This window comes from Pelomonas lactea (genome assembly GCF_043555885.1).
Classification (GTDB): Bacteria; Pseudomonadota; Gammaproteobacteria; order Burkholderiales; family Burkholderiaceae_C; genus Pelomonas; species Pelomonas lactea.
The window spans coordinates 604,267-620,049 of sequence record NZ_JBIGHX010000003.1; the positions used below are offsets into that span (position 1 = coordinate 604,267).

13 protein-coding genes are annotated in these 15,783 nt (G+C 70.2%); 3 read left to right on the top strand and 10 right to left on the bottom strand.

The annotated features are described in order from the left end of the window. Positions 1-33 precede the first annotated feature (33 nt). Positions 34-921, top strand: a complete 888-nt coding sequence (locus ACG04Q_RS11245) for a hypothetical protein (protein ID WP_394511012.1) — start codon at positions 34-36, stop codon at positions 919-921. After that, positions 918-2,099, top strand: a complete 1,182-nt coding sequence (locus ACG04Q_RS11250) for a hypothetical protein (RefSeq protein WP_394511013.1) — start codon at positions 918-920, stop codon at positions 2,097-2,099. Before ACG04Q_RS11245 ends, ACG04Q_RS11250 begins: the two co-directional genes overlap by 4 nt. A 6-nt stretch (positions 2,100-2,105) precedes the next feature. Here ACG04Q_RS11250 and ACG04Q_RS11255 read toward each other — a convergent pair whose 3' ends face one another. The 10 genes from ACG04Q_RS11255 to kduD all read right to left on the bottom strand — a co-directional run bounded on the left by ACG04Q_RS11255 (position 2,106) and on the right by kduD (position 12,306). Further along, positions 2,106-3,119: a PEP-CTERM sorting domain-containing protein gene (locus tag ACG04Q_RS11255; RefSeq protein ID WP_394511014.1), complete on the bottom strand. Its 1,014-nt coding sequence runs from the start codon at positions 3,117-3,119 to the stop codon at positions 2,106-2,108. Between the two features lie 123 nt (positions 3,120-3,242). Beyond that, positions 3,243-4,496 (bottom strand): TIGR03862 family flavoprotein, encoded by a 1,254-nt coding sequence (locus tag ACG04Q_RS11260; RefSeq protein WP_394511015.1) that lies wholly within the window; start codon positions 4,494-4,496, stop codon positions 3,243-3,245. Between the two features lie 19 nt (positions 4,497-4,515). Continuing rightward, a complete protein-coding gene (locus tag ACG04Q_RS11265; protein ID WP_394511016.1) occupies positions 4,516-5,403 on the bottom strand; it encodes an SDR family oxidoreductase in 888 nt (295 codons plus the stop codon). Further along, a complete protein-coding gene (locus tag ACG04Q_RS11270) occupies positions 5,400-5,849 on the bottom strand; it encodes a GNAT family N-acetyltransferase (RefSeq protein ID WP_394511017.1) in 450 nt (149 codons plus the stop codon). Before ACG04Q_RS11270 ends, ACG04Q_RS11265 begins: the two co-directional genes overlap by 4 nt. Beyond that, positions 5,849-6,868, bottom strand: coding sequence for an NADP-dependent oxidoreductase (locus ACG04Q_RS11275; RefSeq protein WP_394511018.1), 1,020 nt, complete (start codon positions 6,866-6,868; stop codon positions 5,849-5,851). Before ACG04Q_RS11275 ends, ACG04Q_RS11270 begins: the two co-directional genes overlap by 1 nt. Before the next feature lie 105 nt (positions 6,869-6,973). Then, on the bottom strand, positions 6,974-7,783 hold the full coding sequence (kdgR, locus tag ACG04Q_RS11280) for a DNA-binding transcriptional regulator KdgR (RefSeq protein ID WP_394511019.1): 810 nt from the start codon (positions 7,781-7,783) through the stop codon (positions 6,974-6,976). 51 nt (positions 7,784-7,834) lie between these two features. Beyond that, positions 7,835-9,097: a pectate lyase family protein gene (locus ACG04Q_RS11285; protein WP_394511020.1), complete on the bottom strand. Its 1,263-nt coding sequence runs from the start codon at positions 9,095-9,097 to the stop codon at positions 7,835-7,837. Further along, positions 9,094-10,209: a pectinesterase family protein gene (locus ACG04Q_RS11290; RefSeq protein ID WP_394511021.1), complete on the bottom strand. Its 1,116-nt coding sequence runs from the start codon at positions 10,207-10,209 to the stop codon at positions 9,094-9,096. Before ACG04Q_RS11290 ends, ACG04Q_RS11285 begins: the two co-directional genes overlap by 4 nt. Continuing rightward, the gene (locus ACG04Q_RS11295) at positions 10,206-11,375 is read right to left on the bottom strand and encodes an oligogalacturonate lyase family protein (RefSeq protein WP_394511022.1); all 1,170 of its coding nucleotides are present in this window, start codon (positions 11,373-11,375) and stop codon (positions 10,206-10,208) included. Before ACG04Q_RS11295 ends, ACG04Q_RS11290 begins: the two co-directional genes overlap by 4 nt. Positions 11,376-11,544: 169 nt before the next feature. Then, positions 11,545-12,306: a 2-dehydro-3-deoxy-D-gluconate 5-dehydrogenase KduD gene (kduD, locus tag ACG04Q_RS11300; protein ID WP_394511023.1), complete on the bottom strand. Its 762-nt coding sequence runs from the start codon at positions 12,304-12,306 to the stop codon at positions 11,545-11,547. Between the two features lie 498 nt (positions 12,307-12,804). On the opposite strand from kduD, the gene ACG04Q_RS11305 reads away from it, so the two are divergent. Further along, the gene (locus tag ACG04Q_RS11305; protein ID WP_394511024.1) at positions 12,805-15,780 is read left to right on the top strand and encodes a TonB-dependent receptor; all 2,976 of its coding nucleotides are present in this window, start codon (positions 12,805-12,807) and stop codon (positions 15,778-15,780) included. Positions 15,781-15,783: the final 3 nt, after the last annotated feature.

Here is a 15,783-nt window from a genome sequence, read left to right on the forward strand (position 1 = left end):
ACCAGACCGACACCCCCCACCACGGAGACAACGATGAAAGTTCTGCGCTCGACACGGTTTCTGACGACCCTGCTGGCGGCGGCGGCCCTCGCCGGCGCGGCGTTCGCCGCCAACTACTCGCTGTGGATCAACGGCCGCACCGGCGGCGGCGTGGCCGGCAACTATGCCGACTTCACCTACTGGGGGCCGGCCGGCACGGCCGCCGGCGTCAACAAGAAGGCCGTCAACTGGGACGGCTACAACCATGTGTCGGACACGAATCATCTGATCCGCAACGCGCTGGACTGCTACTGCACCGGGCCCAACTGGTGCTACGTCGCCGCGCACAGCGCCGGCAACCTGCAGATCGGCTACGCGCTGTCGCTGTACGGCGGCACGGCGCGCTACAAGAAGAACGCGACGCCCGGCAGCGACGGCAGTTGCGCCAACAGCGACGGCACGACGCAGACGGGCTGGAACATCAAGTGGGTCAACGTGGCCGCCGGGGCGGCCGGCGGCAGCGAGCTGGCGAATGCGGGCGACTGGGCGCTGTCCGAGCCGCTGGTGTCCGACCTGAAGACGGCCACGGCGCGCGCCATGTACGACCACAACAACACCCGCGGCAAGATGTTCTACCTGTGGGCCGGCGCCAAGGGCACCGCCTACTCCTTCGTCCTGCCCGGCCAGGACGACGAGGCCATCGCCTACCACTCGGCCGGCGGCATCTCCGGCAGCGGCGGCGGCAGCTACTGCAACCCCAGCGACTGGCTGTGCAACGACCTGACGCTGGGCACCGCGCCGGCCGAGGGCGGCAAGGCCAAGTGGACCAACCACTCGGTCGTCTTCCGTGACACGGCCGAGGCCTACAACCACTACACCAACGGCAACTGGCAGGGCACCGTGGGCCTGGTGCGGGCCGACATGGTGAACAACGCCAAGTGAGGTTCGCCGCGTGGGCGGCCGGCGCGGCGCTGGCCGTCGTCGTCGCCTGGTGGGCCTGGCCGGGCCAGGCGGCCGCGCCGTCGTCCATCGCCGAGGCCGCCCGGCCACACCTGGCGTTGCCGGCGGGCGCGTCCGCAGCCGCATCGCGCCCGGCGGGCTCGCCGTTCACCGACGCCGCGCTGCGCGAGCGGCGGGCGCAGCGCGAGCTGCTGCTGCAGCGGCTGGAGCGCGCCCGCGTGACGCTGGACACCTACCGCCAGCAGACGCGCTACCCGCACGAGTCGCGCCCGCTGGCCGAGCACCCGGACCAGGTCCATCCCTTCGACCCCGTGCGCGAAAGCCTGCCGTTGCGCTTCCCCGGCACCAAGGCGGCCGTGCCGGGCGTGCGCATCGTGACGACGCAGGACCGCGTGTTCATGAGCGGCGACGAGACCGTGCGGGTCAGCGTGGCCGCGCAGGACGACGCGGGCCGCGCGCTGCCGCTGCTGGTCACGCGGGCCGTGGCCTTCGACCTGCCCGACCCTCGCCAGGCCGCCGGCCGGCCGCAGCTGGCGCTGGACTTCACCGGCAGCGACGGCATCTACAGCGCAAGCTTCCAGCCGTCGCGCACCGCGTTCGCCGACTTCGCCGGCACGCTGAGGCTGCAGGTCACGCTGAGCCAGGACGGGCGGCAGGGCGTCGTCAACTTCGACGTCGTCTACCAGCCGCTGGTGCCGGCCGAGTGGGGCGGCATCACCGAGCGGGTGGCGGACGGCTCGCTGGACTTCAACGTCGCGCTGACCGTGAAGCAGCCCGGCCGCTACGTCGTCACCGGCCGCGTGGACGATGCGCGCGGCCAGCCGTTCGCGCTGGTGTCGTTCAACGACGAACTGGGCGGCGGCGAGCAGACGGCGCGGCTGCGCGTGTTCGGCAAGCTGCTGCGCGACGCGGCACCGGCCCTGCCGCTGCGGCTGCGCGACCTGCAGGGCTTTCTGCTGCTGCCGGACCGCTTCCCCGACCGCGCGATGCTGGCGCGGCGCGAGGGCGTCGTCTTCACTGGCGCGCGTCACGCGCTCACGGCCTTCTCCGACGCGGAGTGGAGCAGCGAGGAGCGCAGCCGCTACCTGGCCGAGTTCAACCGCGACGTCAGCGAGCTGGAGGCGCAGCTGGCGGGCACGCCGCCACCGCCCGGGCGCTGAGGGGGCTCAGCGGCGCCCGTTGCCGCGGCGGCGCGCCGCCATGCCCAGCAGGCCCAGGCCGGCGGCCAGCAGCAGCGCGGAGCCCGGCTCGGGCACGGCCGACACGGCATTGAACGCCTGCGCGGGGCCGCCGTTGATGCTGATGCTGTCCACGCCCAGCGTGTGCGAGAAATCGGCCGCCGCACCGTTCTGCGCGCCGGTGAACAGGAACACGTTCATGAAGTAGAAGTAGCGCCCGCAGACGGCCGAGATGGGGGCGGGCTCGGTGCCGTTGCACTGGATCTGCGTGCCGCTGGCGGTGACGCCCAGCGTGGTGTCCACGTCCACGGCGGTGTGCAGCGCGTCGGCCTGCGCGCCGAAGACGTCCAGGTGCGTCTGCGTGCTGGGGCGCAGCACGCTCAGCTGGCGCAGCAGCGTCTCGCCCTCGGCGTTCACGTCCAGGCCGGCGTTGGCGAACAGGGCCGCCTGGCTGGCGTTCGAGAAGTTGGCCTCGGAGCCGTGGGCCAGCACGGCCACGCCGGCGGTCGTCGCGTCGGCGCCCAGCGCCACGTTGCCGGTGGTGGACAGCGAGCCCTTGAGGCCCAGGTTGAAGCGCACGGCGGCGTCCTGGTCCAGCACGGCCCAGTACGACAGCGCCGCGTAGCCGACCGCGGCCATGCCGGTGGCGTCCGGCGTCAGCGGCGCGCGTGCGCTGGCCGCGGCGCCCAGCTGCGTGGCCGAGGCCACGCCCAGCGCACTGGCGCTCTTGCCGCCCACCGTCTGGCCCGACTCGGCCCGGCTCGGCGTGGCCGCCGAGGTGGGGAAGGTCAGGAAGCTGCCGTCCTGCGTCGGCGTGCCGTCGATGAGCGTGCCGGCGCTGACCTGCTTGACCGACACGTACCACTGGTTGAGCAGCAGGCCGTAGAACGAGGCCGGGTCCGGCGTGCCCAGCGGGGTGGGCGGCAGCGTGGCCTGGGCGGCGGCCGGCAGGCTGGCGGCGATCAGGCTCAGGACGAGCAGCGTGGGGCGGGGCAGGCGCATGGGCGGGGTGGGCGTGAAAGACGCGCGAGTCTAGAAAGCGCGCCGCTGCGCCAGCGCCGCGGCCGGCCCCTAAGGCTGGGGGCGCCGGCCCGCCGAGTTGCAACCGTCTGTGAACGGCGCCGCTCAGCGCGGCCCGGCCAGCCAGCCCACGAGGCCCTGGGCCGCCGCGCGGCCGCTGGCCAGGCTGGCCGTCAGCAGGTAGCCGCCGGTGGGCGCCTCCCAGTCCAGCATCTCGCCGGCGACGAACACGCCGGGCAGCGCGGTCAGCATCAGCCCGTCGGTCAGCGCCTCGAAGCGCACGCCGCCGGCGGTGGAGATGGCCTCGGCCACCGGGCGCGGTGCGTGCAGCGTCAGCGGCAGCGACTTCAGCGCCGCGGCCAGCGTGGCGGCGTCGAGCATCTGCTCGCGCGTCAGCAGCTCGTGCAGCAGGCCCAGCTTCAGCGCGCCGAGGTTGAGCCGGCTCTTCAGGTGCGACGACAGCGAGCGGCTGCCGCGCGGGTGCTTCACTTCGGCCAGCACGCGCTCGGGCGTCAGCTGCGGCAGCAGGTCCAGCGCCAGCGTGGCCGTGCCCGTGCGCGCGATCTGCTCGCGCAGCGCGCTGCTGGCGGCATAGACCAGCGAGCCCTCGATGCCGGTGGCGGTGATGACGAACTCGCCGGGGCGGCTTGCAACGCCGTCGGTTGCGAGCGCCACAGGCTTGACCGGCTGGCCGGCGAACTCGGTCGCGAAGCGCTCGCTCCAGCCCGGCCCGGCCGCGTGTGCCGCGGTGGGGCCGACGTCGAAGCCGCAGTTGGCCGGCTGCAGCGGTGCGACGTCCACGCCGCGGGCGGCCAGCCAGGGCGCCCAGGCGCCGTCGGAGCCGAGCTGCGGCCAGGAGGCGCCGCCCAGCGCCAGCAGCGTGGCGCGCGGCGTGACGAGGCGTTCGCCGTCCGGCGTGGCAAAGCGCAGAGATCCATCGTCGGCCCAGCCGGTCCAGCGGTGGCGCATCGCGAACTTCACGCCGGCCGCGCGCAGCCGCTGCAGCCAGGCGCGCAGCAGCGGCGCGGCCTTGAGGTCGGTGGGGAATACGCGGCCGGAGGTGCCGACGAAGGTCTGCACGCCCAGGCCGGCGGCCCAGGTGCGCAGCGCGTCGGCGTCGAAGCCGCGCAGCAGCGGCGCGATCTGCGCCGCGCGTGTGCCGAAACGGCCGACGAAGGGCTCGAACGGCTCGGAGTGCGTGAGGTTGAGGCCGCCCTTGCCGGCCAGCAGGAACTTGCGGCCGACGCTGGGCTTGGCGTCAAAGACGGTGACGGCGTGGCCGGCGGCGGCCAGCACCTCGGCGGCCATCAGGCCGGCGGGGCCGCCGCCGATGACGGCGATGGAATCGGGGGAGCTCATGCCCCCGATTGTCCCCGCCTCACTCGGCGCGCAGCTTGGCCCGCAACGCGGCGCCGATCTCGGGCCGGTCGATGAACGGGTCGGTGGGGTTGCGCAGCTGCATCACGTCTTCCAGGCGCGTCTGCACGCCGGCCAGCGCCTGCGGGTGGCTGAAGATGTAGAACTTGCCGTGGTCGATGGCGTCGAACACCATGGCCGCCACGTCGGCCGCGGTCAGCTTGCCCGAGGACACGGCCTTGTCGGTCTGCGCCTGGGAGATGAGCTGGCTCTTGGTGGGCTTGGTACTGGCGAACTCGGCCGGCCGGTTGCGGTGGCTCTGGCTGATGCCGGTGGGAACGAAGAACGGGCACAGCACCGACGCGTGGACCTGGTCGGTTACCAGCGACAGGTCTTGATACAGCGTCTCGGACAGCGACACCACCGCGTGCTTGGACACGTTGTACACGCCCATGTTGGGCGGGTTCAGCATGCCGGCCATGGAGGCGGTGTTGACGATGTGGCCGCGATACGCGGGGTCGGCCTTCGCCGCGGCCAGCATCATGGGCGTGAACAGCCGCACGCCGTGCACGACGCCCATCAGGTTCACGCCCAGCACCCATTCCCAGTCGCTGAGGGCGTTCTCCCAGATCAGCCCGCCCGAGCCGACGCCGGCGTTGTTGAAGACGAAGTGCGGTGCGCCGAAGCGCTCCTGCACGGCATCTGCCAGGGCTTGCATCTGATCGGCCTTGGCCACGTCGACCACGCGGGCCAGCACCTCCACGCCTGTGAACTCGGCCGCGGCCTTGTGCAGCGCATCGGCCTGCACGTCGACGAGCACGAGGTTCATGCCGCGCGCGGCGGCGAGGCGGGCGGTTTCCAGGCCGAAGCCGGAGCCGGCGCCGGTGATGACGGCGGTTTGCTTGCTCATTGCAGGGGCTTTCTCATTTCGATGTGGGGAATGCCGTCTTCCATGTAGGGCTCGCCCACGGGCGCGAAGCCGAAGCCGGCATAGAAGCGTTCCAGGTGGGCCTGCGCGTGCAGCGTGATCGCGTGGCCGGGCCACAGCTGCTCGCAGCGGGCGACGGACTCGGCCATCAGCGCGCGGCCGGTGCCGCCACCGCGCGCGGCGGGGGCCGTGACGACGCGGCCGATGAGCGCGTCGGGCGACTTCACGCCCGGCGGGATCAGCCGCGTGTAGGCCCGCAGCGCGCCGTCCTCGCCGGTGCCCAGCAGGTGCAGCGTCTGGCGGTCCAGGCCGTCGATGTCGAGGAACACGCAGTTCTGCTCGACGACGAAGACCTGGGAGCGCAGCTGCAGCAGGTCGTAGAGCTGCTCGACGGTCAGCTCATCGAACCGGACGCAGGTCCAGTGCATCAGACCAGCTTGACGAGCTGCTTGCCGAAGTTCTTGCCCTTGAGCAGGCCCATGAAGGCCTCGGGCGCGTTCTCCAGGCCTTGCGCGACGGACTCGCGGTACTTGAGCTTGCCCGTGGCGACGAGGCCGCCCAGCTCCTTCAGCGCCTCCGGCCAGACTTCCATGTGCTCGGACACGATGAAGCCCTCGACCTTCATGCGGTTGACGAGGATGAGCTGCGGCGCGGCCATCGGGATGGGCTGGCCGTCGTAGCCGGAAATCATGCCGCACATGGCCACGCGGCTGAACGCGTTGGCGCGCAGCAGCACGGCGTCCAGGATGTAGCCGCCGACGTTCTCGAAGTAGCCGTCGATGCCGTTCGGGCACTCGGCCTTCAGCGCGGCGGAGAGAGACTTCACGTCGCGATGCTGCTTGTAGTCGATGCAGGCGTCGAAGCCCAGTTCCTCGACGACATAGCGGCACTTGTCGGCGCCACCGGCGATGCCCACCGCACGCGCGCCGCGCGCCTTGGCGAGCTGGCCGACGGCCGAGCCGACGGCACCGCTGGCGGCGCTCACCACGACGGTCTCGCCGGCCTTGGGGTTGATGATCTTCACGAGGCCGTACCAGGCGGTCACGCCGGGCATGCCGACGGCGCCGAGGTAGGCGGACAGCGGGATGTGCGTCGTGTCCACCTTCTGCAGCACGCCGCGCTGGCTGGCGTCGACGGTCTGGAACTCCTGCCAGCCGCCCATGCCGACGACCTTGTCGCCCACGGCGAAGTGGGCGTTCTTCGATTCGACGACTTCGCCGACGGTGCCGCCGATCATGACCTCGTCGATCGCCTGCGACGCCGCGTAGCTCTTGCTGTCGTTCATGCGGCCGCGCATGTACGGGTCCAGGCTCAGGAAGTGGTTGCGCACGCGCACCTGGCCGTCGGCCAGCGGGGCGAGGGCGGCCTCGACGAGGCGGAAGTTGTCGGGCGTGACCTCACCCTTGGGGCGGGAGGCGAGGACGATCTGGCGGTTGGTGTTGCTCATGCGGGTCTCCAGGGCCGGGGGCGTCCCGGCCAGCGGAGGGCATTGAAGCATGGGGGCCGCCGCGGGTCACGTCCCGCGGGCGACAGAAAAGCACGGTCGTGCTTTTCAGGTCTGCGTCGGCTGGATCGGGAAGTTCGTGCAGCCGAGCTTTTCGGAGATGTCGCGGCTGGCGTCCTGCAGCATCTTGACGACCTCGGGCGCCTTCTCGACGTCGAAGCGGAAGGTGGGGAAGGACACGCTCATGCCGGCGATGGGCTGGCCCAGCCGGTCGAAGATGGGCACGCCCAGGCAGCGGATGTGGTCGTCGAACTCCTCGCGGTCCTCGCCGAAGCCCTGCTTCTTGACCTGCTCGAGCTCGGCCAGGAAGGCCGGGCGCTCGGTGATGGTCTTGTCGCGAAAGCGCGTGAACGTCGCGCCGTCCAGGATGCGGTCGCGGCGGGCCGGGTGCTCCCAGGCCATCAGCACCTTGCCGATGGCCGTGCAGTGCAGCGGCGCGCGGCGGCCGATGCGCGAGTACATGCCCAGCATGTGGCGCGAGTCGACCTTGTGGATGTAGATGATCTCGCTGTCGATGAGGCTGCCCAGGTGGACCGTCTCGCCGGTGGCGTCGGCCAGCATCTGCATGTGGTGCTTGGCGAGGTCGACGAGCTCGGGCGCGGGCAGGGCCTTGGCGCCGATCTCGAACATGCGCATGGCCAGGCCATAGCGCTCGCTGTCGGCCTCCTGGCGCACATAGCCCAGGCTCTTCATCGTCTGCAGGAAGCGGTAGACCGTGGCCTTGGGCATGGCCAGGCGCACGGACAGGTCGGTGATGCCGATGTCGCTGCGCTCGCCCAGGGCGTTCAGGATCGCGAACACCTTGAGTACCGCGGCCACCGATTCCGGTTGCTTCGAATCGCCAATGTCCTCGTCCATGTTTTGATTCTTTCGGGCGCTTGTTCCAGGAGCGGAAGTCCGGATTCTGACTCAGGCCCGGCGCGGGCCGGCACCGGCGCGGATTTGGTCAGCCAGTTGATCGGGGCTGGCGGGCCGCAGCGCGGCGGCGTCGTAGACCTCGTCGGGCCGCCAGCCGACGTCGGCGGCCAGCGTCTCCGCCGGGTGGGCGGCCTGCCAGGCCTGCAGCAGGTCCACCGGCTGGCCGTTGAGGCGGCTGTCGCGCACGACGATGGCGCTGCCCTTGAGCCGGCGGATCAGCTGCCCCGGCGCCACGCCGGCCGGCAGCTCCCAGCGGTTGTGCTCGGCGTACAGGCGCGACTGCATGCCCGCGCCCAGCGTGTAGCCGACGTCCTCGGCCTGGTCGGCGCTGAACAGGTTGCTGACGACGTGCACGCGGCCGAAGCGCACGCGCGGCGTGCGTTCCTTGCAGGCGTGGAAGTGGCTGTGGTGCAGCGTCACGCGCAACCGGCCGGTGTCCAGCGCGGCCCGGCTGTCGCTGCTGCCGATCAGCATGGTCTTGTCGTGGGCCTGGAAGCGGCACCAGGACACGGTGACGAGGTCGCTGCCCCCCGTGATGTCCAGCAGACCGTCGTGGTGCTGCACGCGCCGGCCCAGGCGGATGGGCTCGGCCTTGTCGGGGTGATCGCCGTCGTCGAACTCGCAGTGGTCCACCCACACCCGCTCGGCACCGCGCAGCGACAGGCCGTCGTACTCGGAGTTCCACTCGCCATGGCCGTTGTCGCGTGGTTCCCAGGCGGGGAAGTGGTCGTAGGCGTCGGAGAAGCGCAGGTCGCGGATGACGATGTTGCTGACCTTGTCCAGCAGCACCATGCCGTGCTGGAAGCCGGCGCCGGGGGCCGCGCCCAGCAGCGTGGTGTTGGACGGCAGCCGCACGATGGACACGGCGGCCTGGCGCTGCTCGGAGCGCTTGCGCGCGTCTTCCAGCGGGCCCTTGGGGTCGTCGCGGCCCCAGGTGGCGGGGTCGAAGGCGCGGTCGAAGGCGTCGAAGCTGAACGCCGGGTCGCGGAAAGCCTCGGCGCCGCCGGGGCAGAGGTCGATGAAGGTGTGCAGCCGGATGATCTTGGGCTTGTCGCCCAGCCGCAGCGCGGCATCCAGGCCCGCGCGGTCATGCACGTCGAAGACATGCTCCGGCATGGCCGCGGCGCCGCCGGTGGTCTTGCCGACGCCGGCCCAGCCCAGCGGTGATTCGGCCGCCGCGCGTGGCGTGGAAACGCAGCCGCCCAGGGCGGAGAGTCCGGCAAGGGCGAGGACGTGGCGGCGAGGGACGGTCATGGTCGGTTGTTGAATTCGCTGAGGCGGTTCGTGGCGGCGTCGAACGGGCGGCGCGAGGTGCTGGCCTGCCAGGGGCCCACATGTGCGCCGATCTCGCTGTCGCGCACGACGGCCAGGCCGTTGGGGCTGCTGCCGGCCGCCCAGGTGCCGGCCTTCACGCCGGCATCCCAGGCGCGGCCCAGCGCCGTGGCGCCGGGCGCGATGCCGGGCTCGGCGATGAGGCGGCTGTGCGTGACGAGAAACCCCTGCTGAACGTCGGGTGCCGTGCTGGGCGCCAGGATGATGCCGCCGTGGCCGGGCGTGCGGCGGTTGGCGCGGGTGAGGATCGTCGAGTGCTCGATGACCAGCGTCGCGTTGCCGAAGATGAAGTCCACGTCGCCGGCGATGAGGCTGTGGCGGATCAACTGGCGGGACGGGACGTCGGGCCGGCTCGGATTCGGCCGCTTCACGTACAGCGTGTCCTGGTGGCCCAGCAGGCGCACGTTCTCCAGCTGCAGGCGGTCGCCGTTCAGCGTCAGCGCCACGGCCTGCGCGCCGCCGCTTTCGCCGACGCCGGTCGGGTAGGCCTCGCCGCGGCGAACGCCGTCCATCGCGTCGTTGGCGATGGTCAGCGAGATGAGCTGCACGTCATGGCTTTGCACCAGCACGCTGGTGCTGCCGCTGGTGCCGATGGTGGTCTTGCCGAGCTCCGGCCAGCAGGGGTGGGCGGCTTCCTGCTCGCCCTTGGGCTTGCCGGAGAAGCGGTTGTCGACGAGCACCACGGTCGCCGGATCCAGCGCCGTGCCGACGATGGCGAGGGGCGCCTTGTCCTTGATGCAGACGGGGCCGCGGTAGGTGCCCGGCTGGACGTGGATGACCCAGCGCTTGGCACCGGACTGGCCCTCGGCGGGCACCTTGTCGATGGCGGCCTGCACGGACTCGCCGGCCTTGACGATGAAGTCCGGCGCGGCGGCCGACAGGTCGGCCAGCGGCGCCGGCTGCCAGTCACCGAGGTAGGCGGCCGTCGTGTGGGCGGCGGCCTGCTCGGGTGTGAGCTGGGGGCGGGTCTGCGCCTGGGCTCCGGCCGGGCTGACGCCGGTGACCAGCAGCAGGGCGGCCAGCGCGAGCTTCACAGGTCGGCCAGGTAGAGCGCCGGCTCGACGCCGCTGGCGCGTTCCTTGTCGCAGCTGAACAGCACCTGCTTGTTGTCCGGCGTGAAGCTGGGGTGGGGGTGCGTGACCTGGCGGTCATCCTTGTAGACGTCCCAGCCACTGTCGTGGCGAGCGATGCGGCGTGTCGTGCCGGCCTTCAGGTCGAACAGGTGCAGGTAGGGGTCGCCCACCAGCATCGCATTGCTGGCCGTGCTGTCGTGGCTGACCTTGCCCACGCCGTCGCCGACGATCAGCGTGCCATCAAAGTTGCTCATCAGGTGCGAGCACTGTGGCATGGTGGTCAGCACCTTGTTCTGCAGCGTGACCGGGTCGAGGCTGCAGATCCAGCGCTCGGGCGAGTTCGCGTTGTAGCTGACGTAGATCATCGCGCTGCCGTCGGGCACCCAGAACTCGTGCGTGCAGCTCTCGTCGTCGGCGTGCTCCTTGCCGCAGCGGCGATTCGTGCCGTCCTCGTCGATGAACCACATGCGCGCGTCGATGAGGTCGTGCGGGCCTTCGTGGCAGTACGCGACGGTGTTGTCGTCGAACGGGCGGTACTGCGGGTGGCCCAGCCAGCCGCGCTGCTCCAGGATGACGCTGCGCTGGCCGGTGGCCAGGTCCACGCTGAAGAGCCGGCACAGCGGCTGCTTGTGGAACATCTCGTTGAACTTCTGCCAGGTGTTCAGCGGGAACCAGTCGCTTGCTGCGATCTCGATGCCGACGATCTTGGTGCAGGCGCTGTTGGGCACCCAGGTGCCGTAGCCCACCCAGTCGTCGGGCACGACGTACAGCACCTCCTCGCGCAGCGTGGCGAGTTCCAGCCGGATGAACTGGCGCTTGTCACGCACGAAGAACAGGTAGTTGTCGTCGGGGCTCAGGAAGCCGCCGAAGGTGTTCTCGCCGGCGCCGTCGGTGAGCTGGACGGCGCGCTGCGTGTCCAGGTCCAGCAGGTGGTAGTTCCAGTTGGGGCTGGGGTGCGGGCCGAACTCACCGCCGAAGATCAGCTTGCGGCCATCGTTCGTGAAGCACTTCTGATAGAAGTAGTTGCGATGGCAGGTGACGTCCGGCGGCGTCAGCCGCGTGACGCGCTTGCCGGTGTCGGGGTCCTCGCGGGTGAGGAACTGGAACTGGCGTTCTGTGGATTTCATGGCGGCATCCTCGTGGGTGCATTGACTTGCGGGCCGAGCGCCGGGCCGCTCCCAAGCCGGCCCACCGTGGCGATGTGCTCGCGGCTCAATGCCGCGAGCATCGCCGTCCCTTCGGGGGACCGGCCAGGCTCGCCCGCGTTCAGCGCGGCGAGCCTGGACGAGGGGCGTTTTATCGTGCGAGCCAACCGCCGTCGACAGCGATGGTGTAGCCGTTCACATAGTCCGACGCGGGCGAGGCCAGGAACACGACCGGGCCGGCCAGGTCGTCCGGCTTGCCCCAGCGGCCGGCGGGGATGCGCTCCAGGATGGCGCTGTTGCGCTGCTCGTCGGCGCGCAGCTGCGCGGTGTTGTTGGTGGCCATGTAGCCCGGGGCGATGGCGTTCACATTGATGCCGTGCGACGCCCATTCGTTGGCCATCAGCCGCGTGATGCCCATGACGCCGCTCTTGCTGGCGGTGTAGGAGGGCACGCGGATGCCGCCCTGGAAGCTCAGCATCGACGCGATGTTGACGATCTTGCCGCCCTTGCCCTGGGCGATGAACACCTTGGCAACCGCCTGCGACAGGAAGAACACCGACTTCAGGTTCAGGTCCATCACGTCGTCCCAGTCGGCCTCGGAGAACTTGATGGCGTCCTCGCGGCGGATGATGCCGGCGTTGTTGACGAGGATGTGCACCTCGCCGTTGAGCGCCTTGGCTTGCGCCACCAGGTCGGGGATGCAGCTGACGTCGCCCAGATTGGCGCGCAGATCCAGGAACTTGCGGCCCAGCGCCTCGACGGCCGCCTTGGTCTCGTCAGGCTCGGACACGTTGACGCCCACGACATCGGCACCCGCCTGCGCGAGCGCGACGGCCATGCCCTGGCCCAGGCCCGTGTTGCAGCCGGTGACGATGGCCGTCTTGCCGGCCAGATTGAAGTTGTGAAGAACCATGGTCTTTGTCCGAGGTGCGGGGGCACCAGTTGCGTCGAATGAAGCTGGCGGGATCGACGGAGCGCCGCCGTGAACTTGTGGCGGATTTGCCGACGGTCCGTCGGATTTGCCGCGAGAGATCGTTAGAGTTGAAACGCGGTTCCAAATTTCGGCTGCCCGAAGCTTAGGTGGTGCGCGAGGTGTTGCGGAATCATGGTTTCTATTTAGTGAACCACTGTTCCGATTTTGCACGCTTCCCCCTATCATCGTCCACAAGCCAGCCAAAAAAGCATCCGCGTGAGCAACAGCCTCCCGCAAGGTGCGAACCGGCCGGACCCGTTCTTTCCGCGCCGCGGCGGCTGAAGACAGCCGTTGCGAATGACCGGCGCCCGCACTGCAGCGGAGTCGGCTTACAGAAAAACGTCGGGTGCCCTGCGTGCGCCCGGGTAACCGCCCTACCCAGAACCCCAGAGCTGCCAGCGCCTGAGCGCCCAGGCGGCCTCGCACCAGGAGACCTTCATGCCCGCATTCCGTTCCTATCGCCGCCTGGCCCTCCGCCCGGTGGCCCTGGCCGCCACCCTCGTTGCCGCGCCCGCCTGGGCCCAGGAGGCCGCCGCACCGGCCAACCAGCTGGAGACCGTGACCGTCACCGGCATCCGCGCCTCGCTGGAGAGCGCGCTGACTGCCAAGCGCCAGGACAAGGGCATCGTCGATGTCATCAAGGCCGAGGACATGGGCAAGTTCCCGGACACCAACCTGGCCGAGTCGCTGCAGCGCATCCCGGGCGTCGTCATCGACCGCGACGCCGGCGAAGGCCGCAACATCACCGTGCGCGGCCTGGGCGGCGACTTCACGCGCACCCGCATCAACGGCATCGAGGCGCTGGCCACCACCGGCGGCACCGACAGCTCCGGCGGCGCCAACCGCACGCGCGCGTTCGACTTCAACGTCTTCGCGGCCGACCTGTTCAACTCGCTGACCGTGCGCAAGAGCAGCTCGGCCGACGTGGACGAAGGCTCGCTGGGCGCCACCATCGACCTGCAGACGGCCCGTCCCTTCGACCTGAAGACCTTCGCTGCCGCCGTGTCGGTGAAGAGCACCTACAACGACCTCTCCGGCAAGGCCACGCCCAAGGCGGCCTTCCTGATCTCCAACACCTTCGCCGACAAGAAGATCGGCGTGCTGCTGTCGGGCGCCTACTCGCAGCGCAAGGTGTACGAAGAGGGCTTCAGCACCGTGCGCTGGGACAACGGCCCGTCGTCCAGCACCTCCACCACGGCGGGTGGCGTCACCACGGTGACCACCGGCTGGTGCCCGCCGCAAGGCTATGTGCTGCCGGCCAACACCGCGCTGCCGGTGGGCTCCACCGCCACCACCTGCGGCCCGGCCGCCCAGGGCGTGGCGCGCCTGCCGAACACGCCGGAGAACCTGGCCGCGTTCAACACCGCCTCGCTGGCCACCAACTTCCACCCGCGCCTGCCGCGCTACGGCCGCCTGACGCATGACCAGTCGCGCCTGGGCCTGACGGGCTCCATCCAGGTCCGCCCCAGCGACACCACGCTGATCACGGCCGACATGCTGTACAGCAAGCTGGATGCGACGCGCCAGGAAGACTTCCTGGAAGCCATCTCCTTCAGCCGCAACCTGTCGCAGGGCGGCAAGCAGCAGACCAGCGTGCTGGCCGCCGAGTACAACGCCGCCGGCCAGATGGTCTACGGCAAGTTCAACGGCGTGGACATCCGCTCCGAGTCGCGCTTCGACAAGCTGACCACCGAGTTCACGCAGCCCACGCTGACCATCGAGCAGGACATCGGCGAGACGCTGAAGGCCACCGTGCGCATCGGCACGGCCAAGTCGCGCTTCAACAACCCCATCCAGACCACCACGACGCTGGACGCGCCCAACGTCGACGGCTACGTGTTCGACGCCCGCGGCGACGACCGCGCACCGCTGCTGGGCTATGGCACGCTGAACCCGGCCGACCCGAACGGCGCGCTGCAGATCCGTGGCGTGCCGGTGGGCTCCACCAGCATCGCCAACTTCACGCCCAGCGAGGTGCGCATCCGCCCGAACGGTGTGACCAACAAGCAGGACGTCGCCACCTTCGACCTGTCCTGGGACCCGATGGACGGCCTGACCGTCCGCGGCGGCGTCAGCTACAAGCGCTTCAGCTTCACCAGCTATGACTTCCGCCGCACGGTGGAGACGATGAACACGCTGCCCGCCGGCGTGCTGCCGAACGGCCTGACGACGACGCTGAGCGGCTTCGGCAAGGGCCAGAACCTGCCGGCCGGCTCCGTCACGTCCTGGGTCATCCCCAATTTGGACGCCATCGCCGCGGCCTATGACATCTACTGCAACTGCCTGAAGAGCGGCGCGGCCGGCGGCCCGGGCGACTACCGCCTGACCTCCATCACCAACGGCAACGCCCGCGGCGGCAACCGCGCCATCACCGAGACCGACACCGGTGCCTGGCTGATGGCCGAGTACGAGACCAAGCTGGGCGGCCTGCCCGTGCGCGGCAACGCCGGCGTGCGCCACGTGAAGACGTCCATCGTCGCCAGCGGCTACCTCGCCACGGGCGGCGGCAGCCTCGTCACGGCCTCGCGCCAGTACAACGACTGGCTGCCGTCCGCCAACGTGGCCGTCAACCTGGCCAAGGACCTGATCGTGCGCGCCGCGGCGGCCAAGGTCATGTCCCGCCCGCCGCTGCAGAGCCTGAACCCCGGTGGCACGCTGAGCACCACCGGCACCCTGACCTACACCGGCGGCAACCCGCAGCTGGACCCGTTCCGCGCCACCACGCTGGACGCCAGCGCCGAGTGGTATCACTCGAAGAACGCGTTCATCGGCCTGGGGGTGTTCCAGAAGGACATCAAGAGCTATGTGCTCACCCGCGGCTTCGACGCGCCGTTCCGCAGCAGCGGCCTGCCGCTGTCGCTGCTGCCCAGCAACTTCACGGGTGACGAGGTCTTCCGCTTCAGTGCGCCGGTCAACACGCAGGGCGGCAAGCTGACGGGCTTCGAGATCAACGTGCAGCAGCCCTTCACCTTCCTGCCGGGCTGGGGCAAGAACTTCGGTCTGCTGGCCAACTACACGCAGGTCAAGTCCAAGATGGAGTACTCGCTGTCGACGACGGCCGTGGGTGCCGCCACCGTCACCGAAGACCTGGTCAACCTGTCGCCGCGCTCCTGGAACCTGTCGGTCTACTACGACGACGGCACCTTCAGCGGCCGCGTGTCCACCTCGGCGCGTTCGGCCTTCCTGACGGCCGTGCCGGCCGGCAACAACCAGGACGTGGCGGGCAAGAACAAGACCTTCAACGTCGACCTGTCGATGGGCTACAAGATCAACAAGCAGCTGGAAGTCACCTTCGAGGCGACCAACCTGACCAACCAGCCCAACGACCAGTTCATCTCGCGCGCCATGGACAACGTGGTGGTGAACAACTACACGGGCCGCGAGTTCATCGTCGGCGGTCGCTACAAGTTCTGAGCG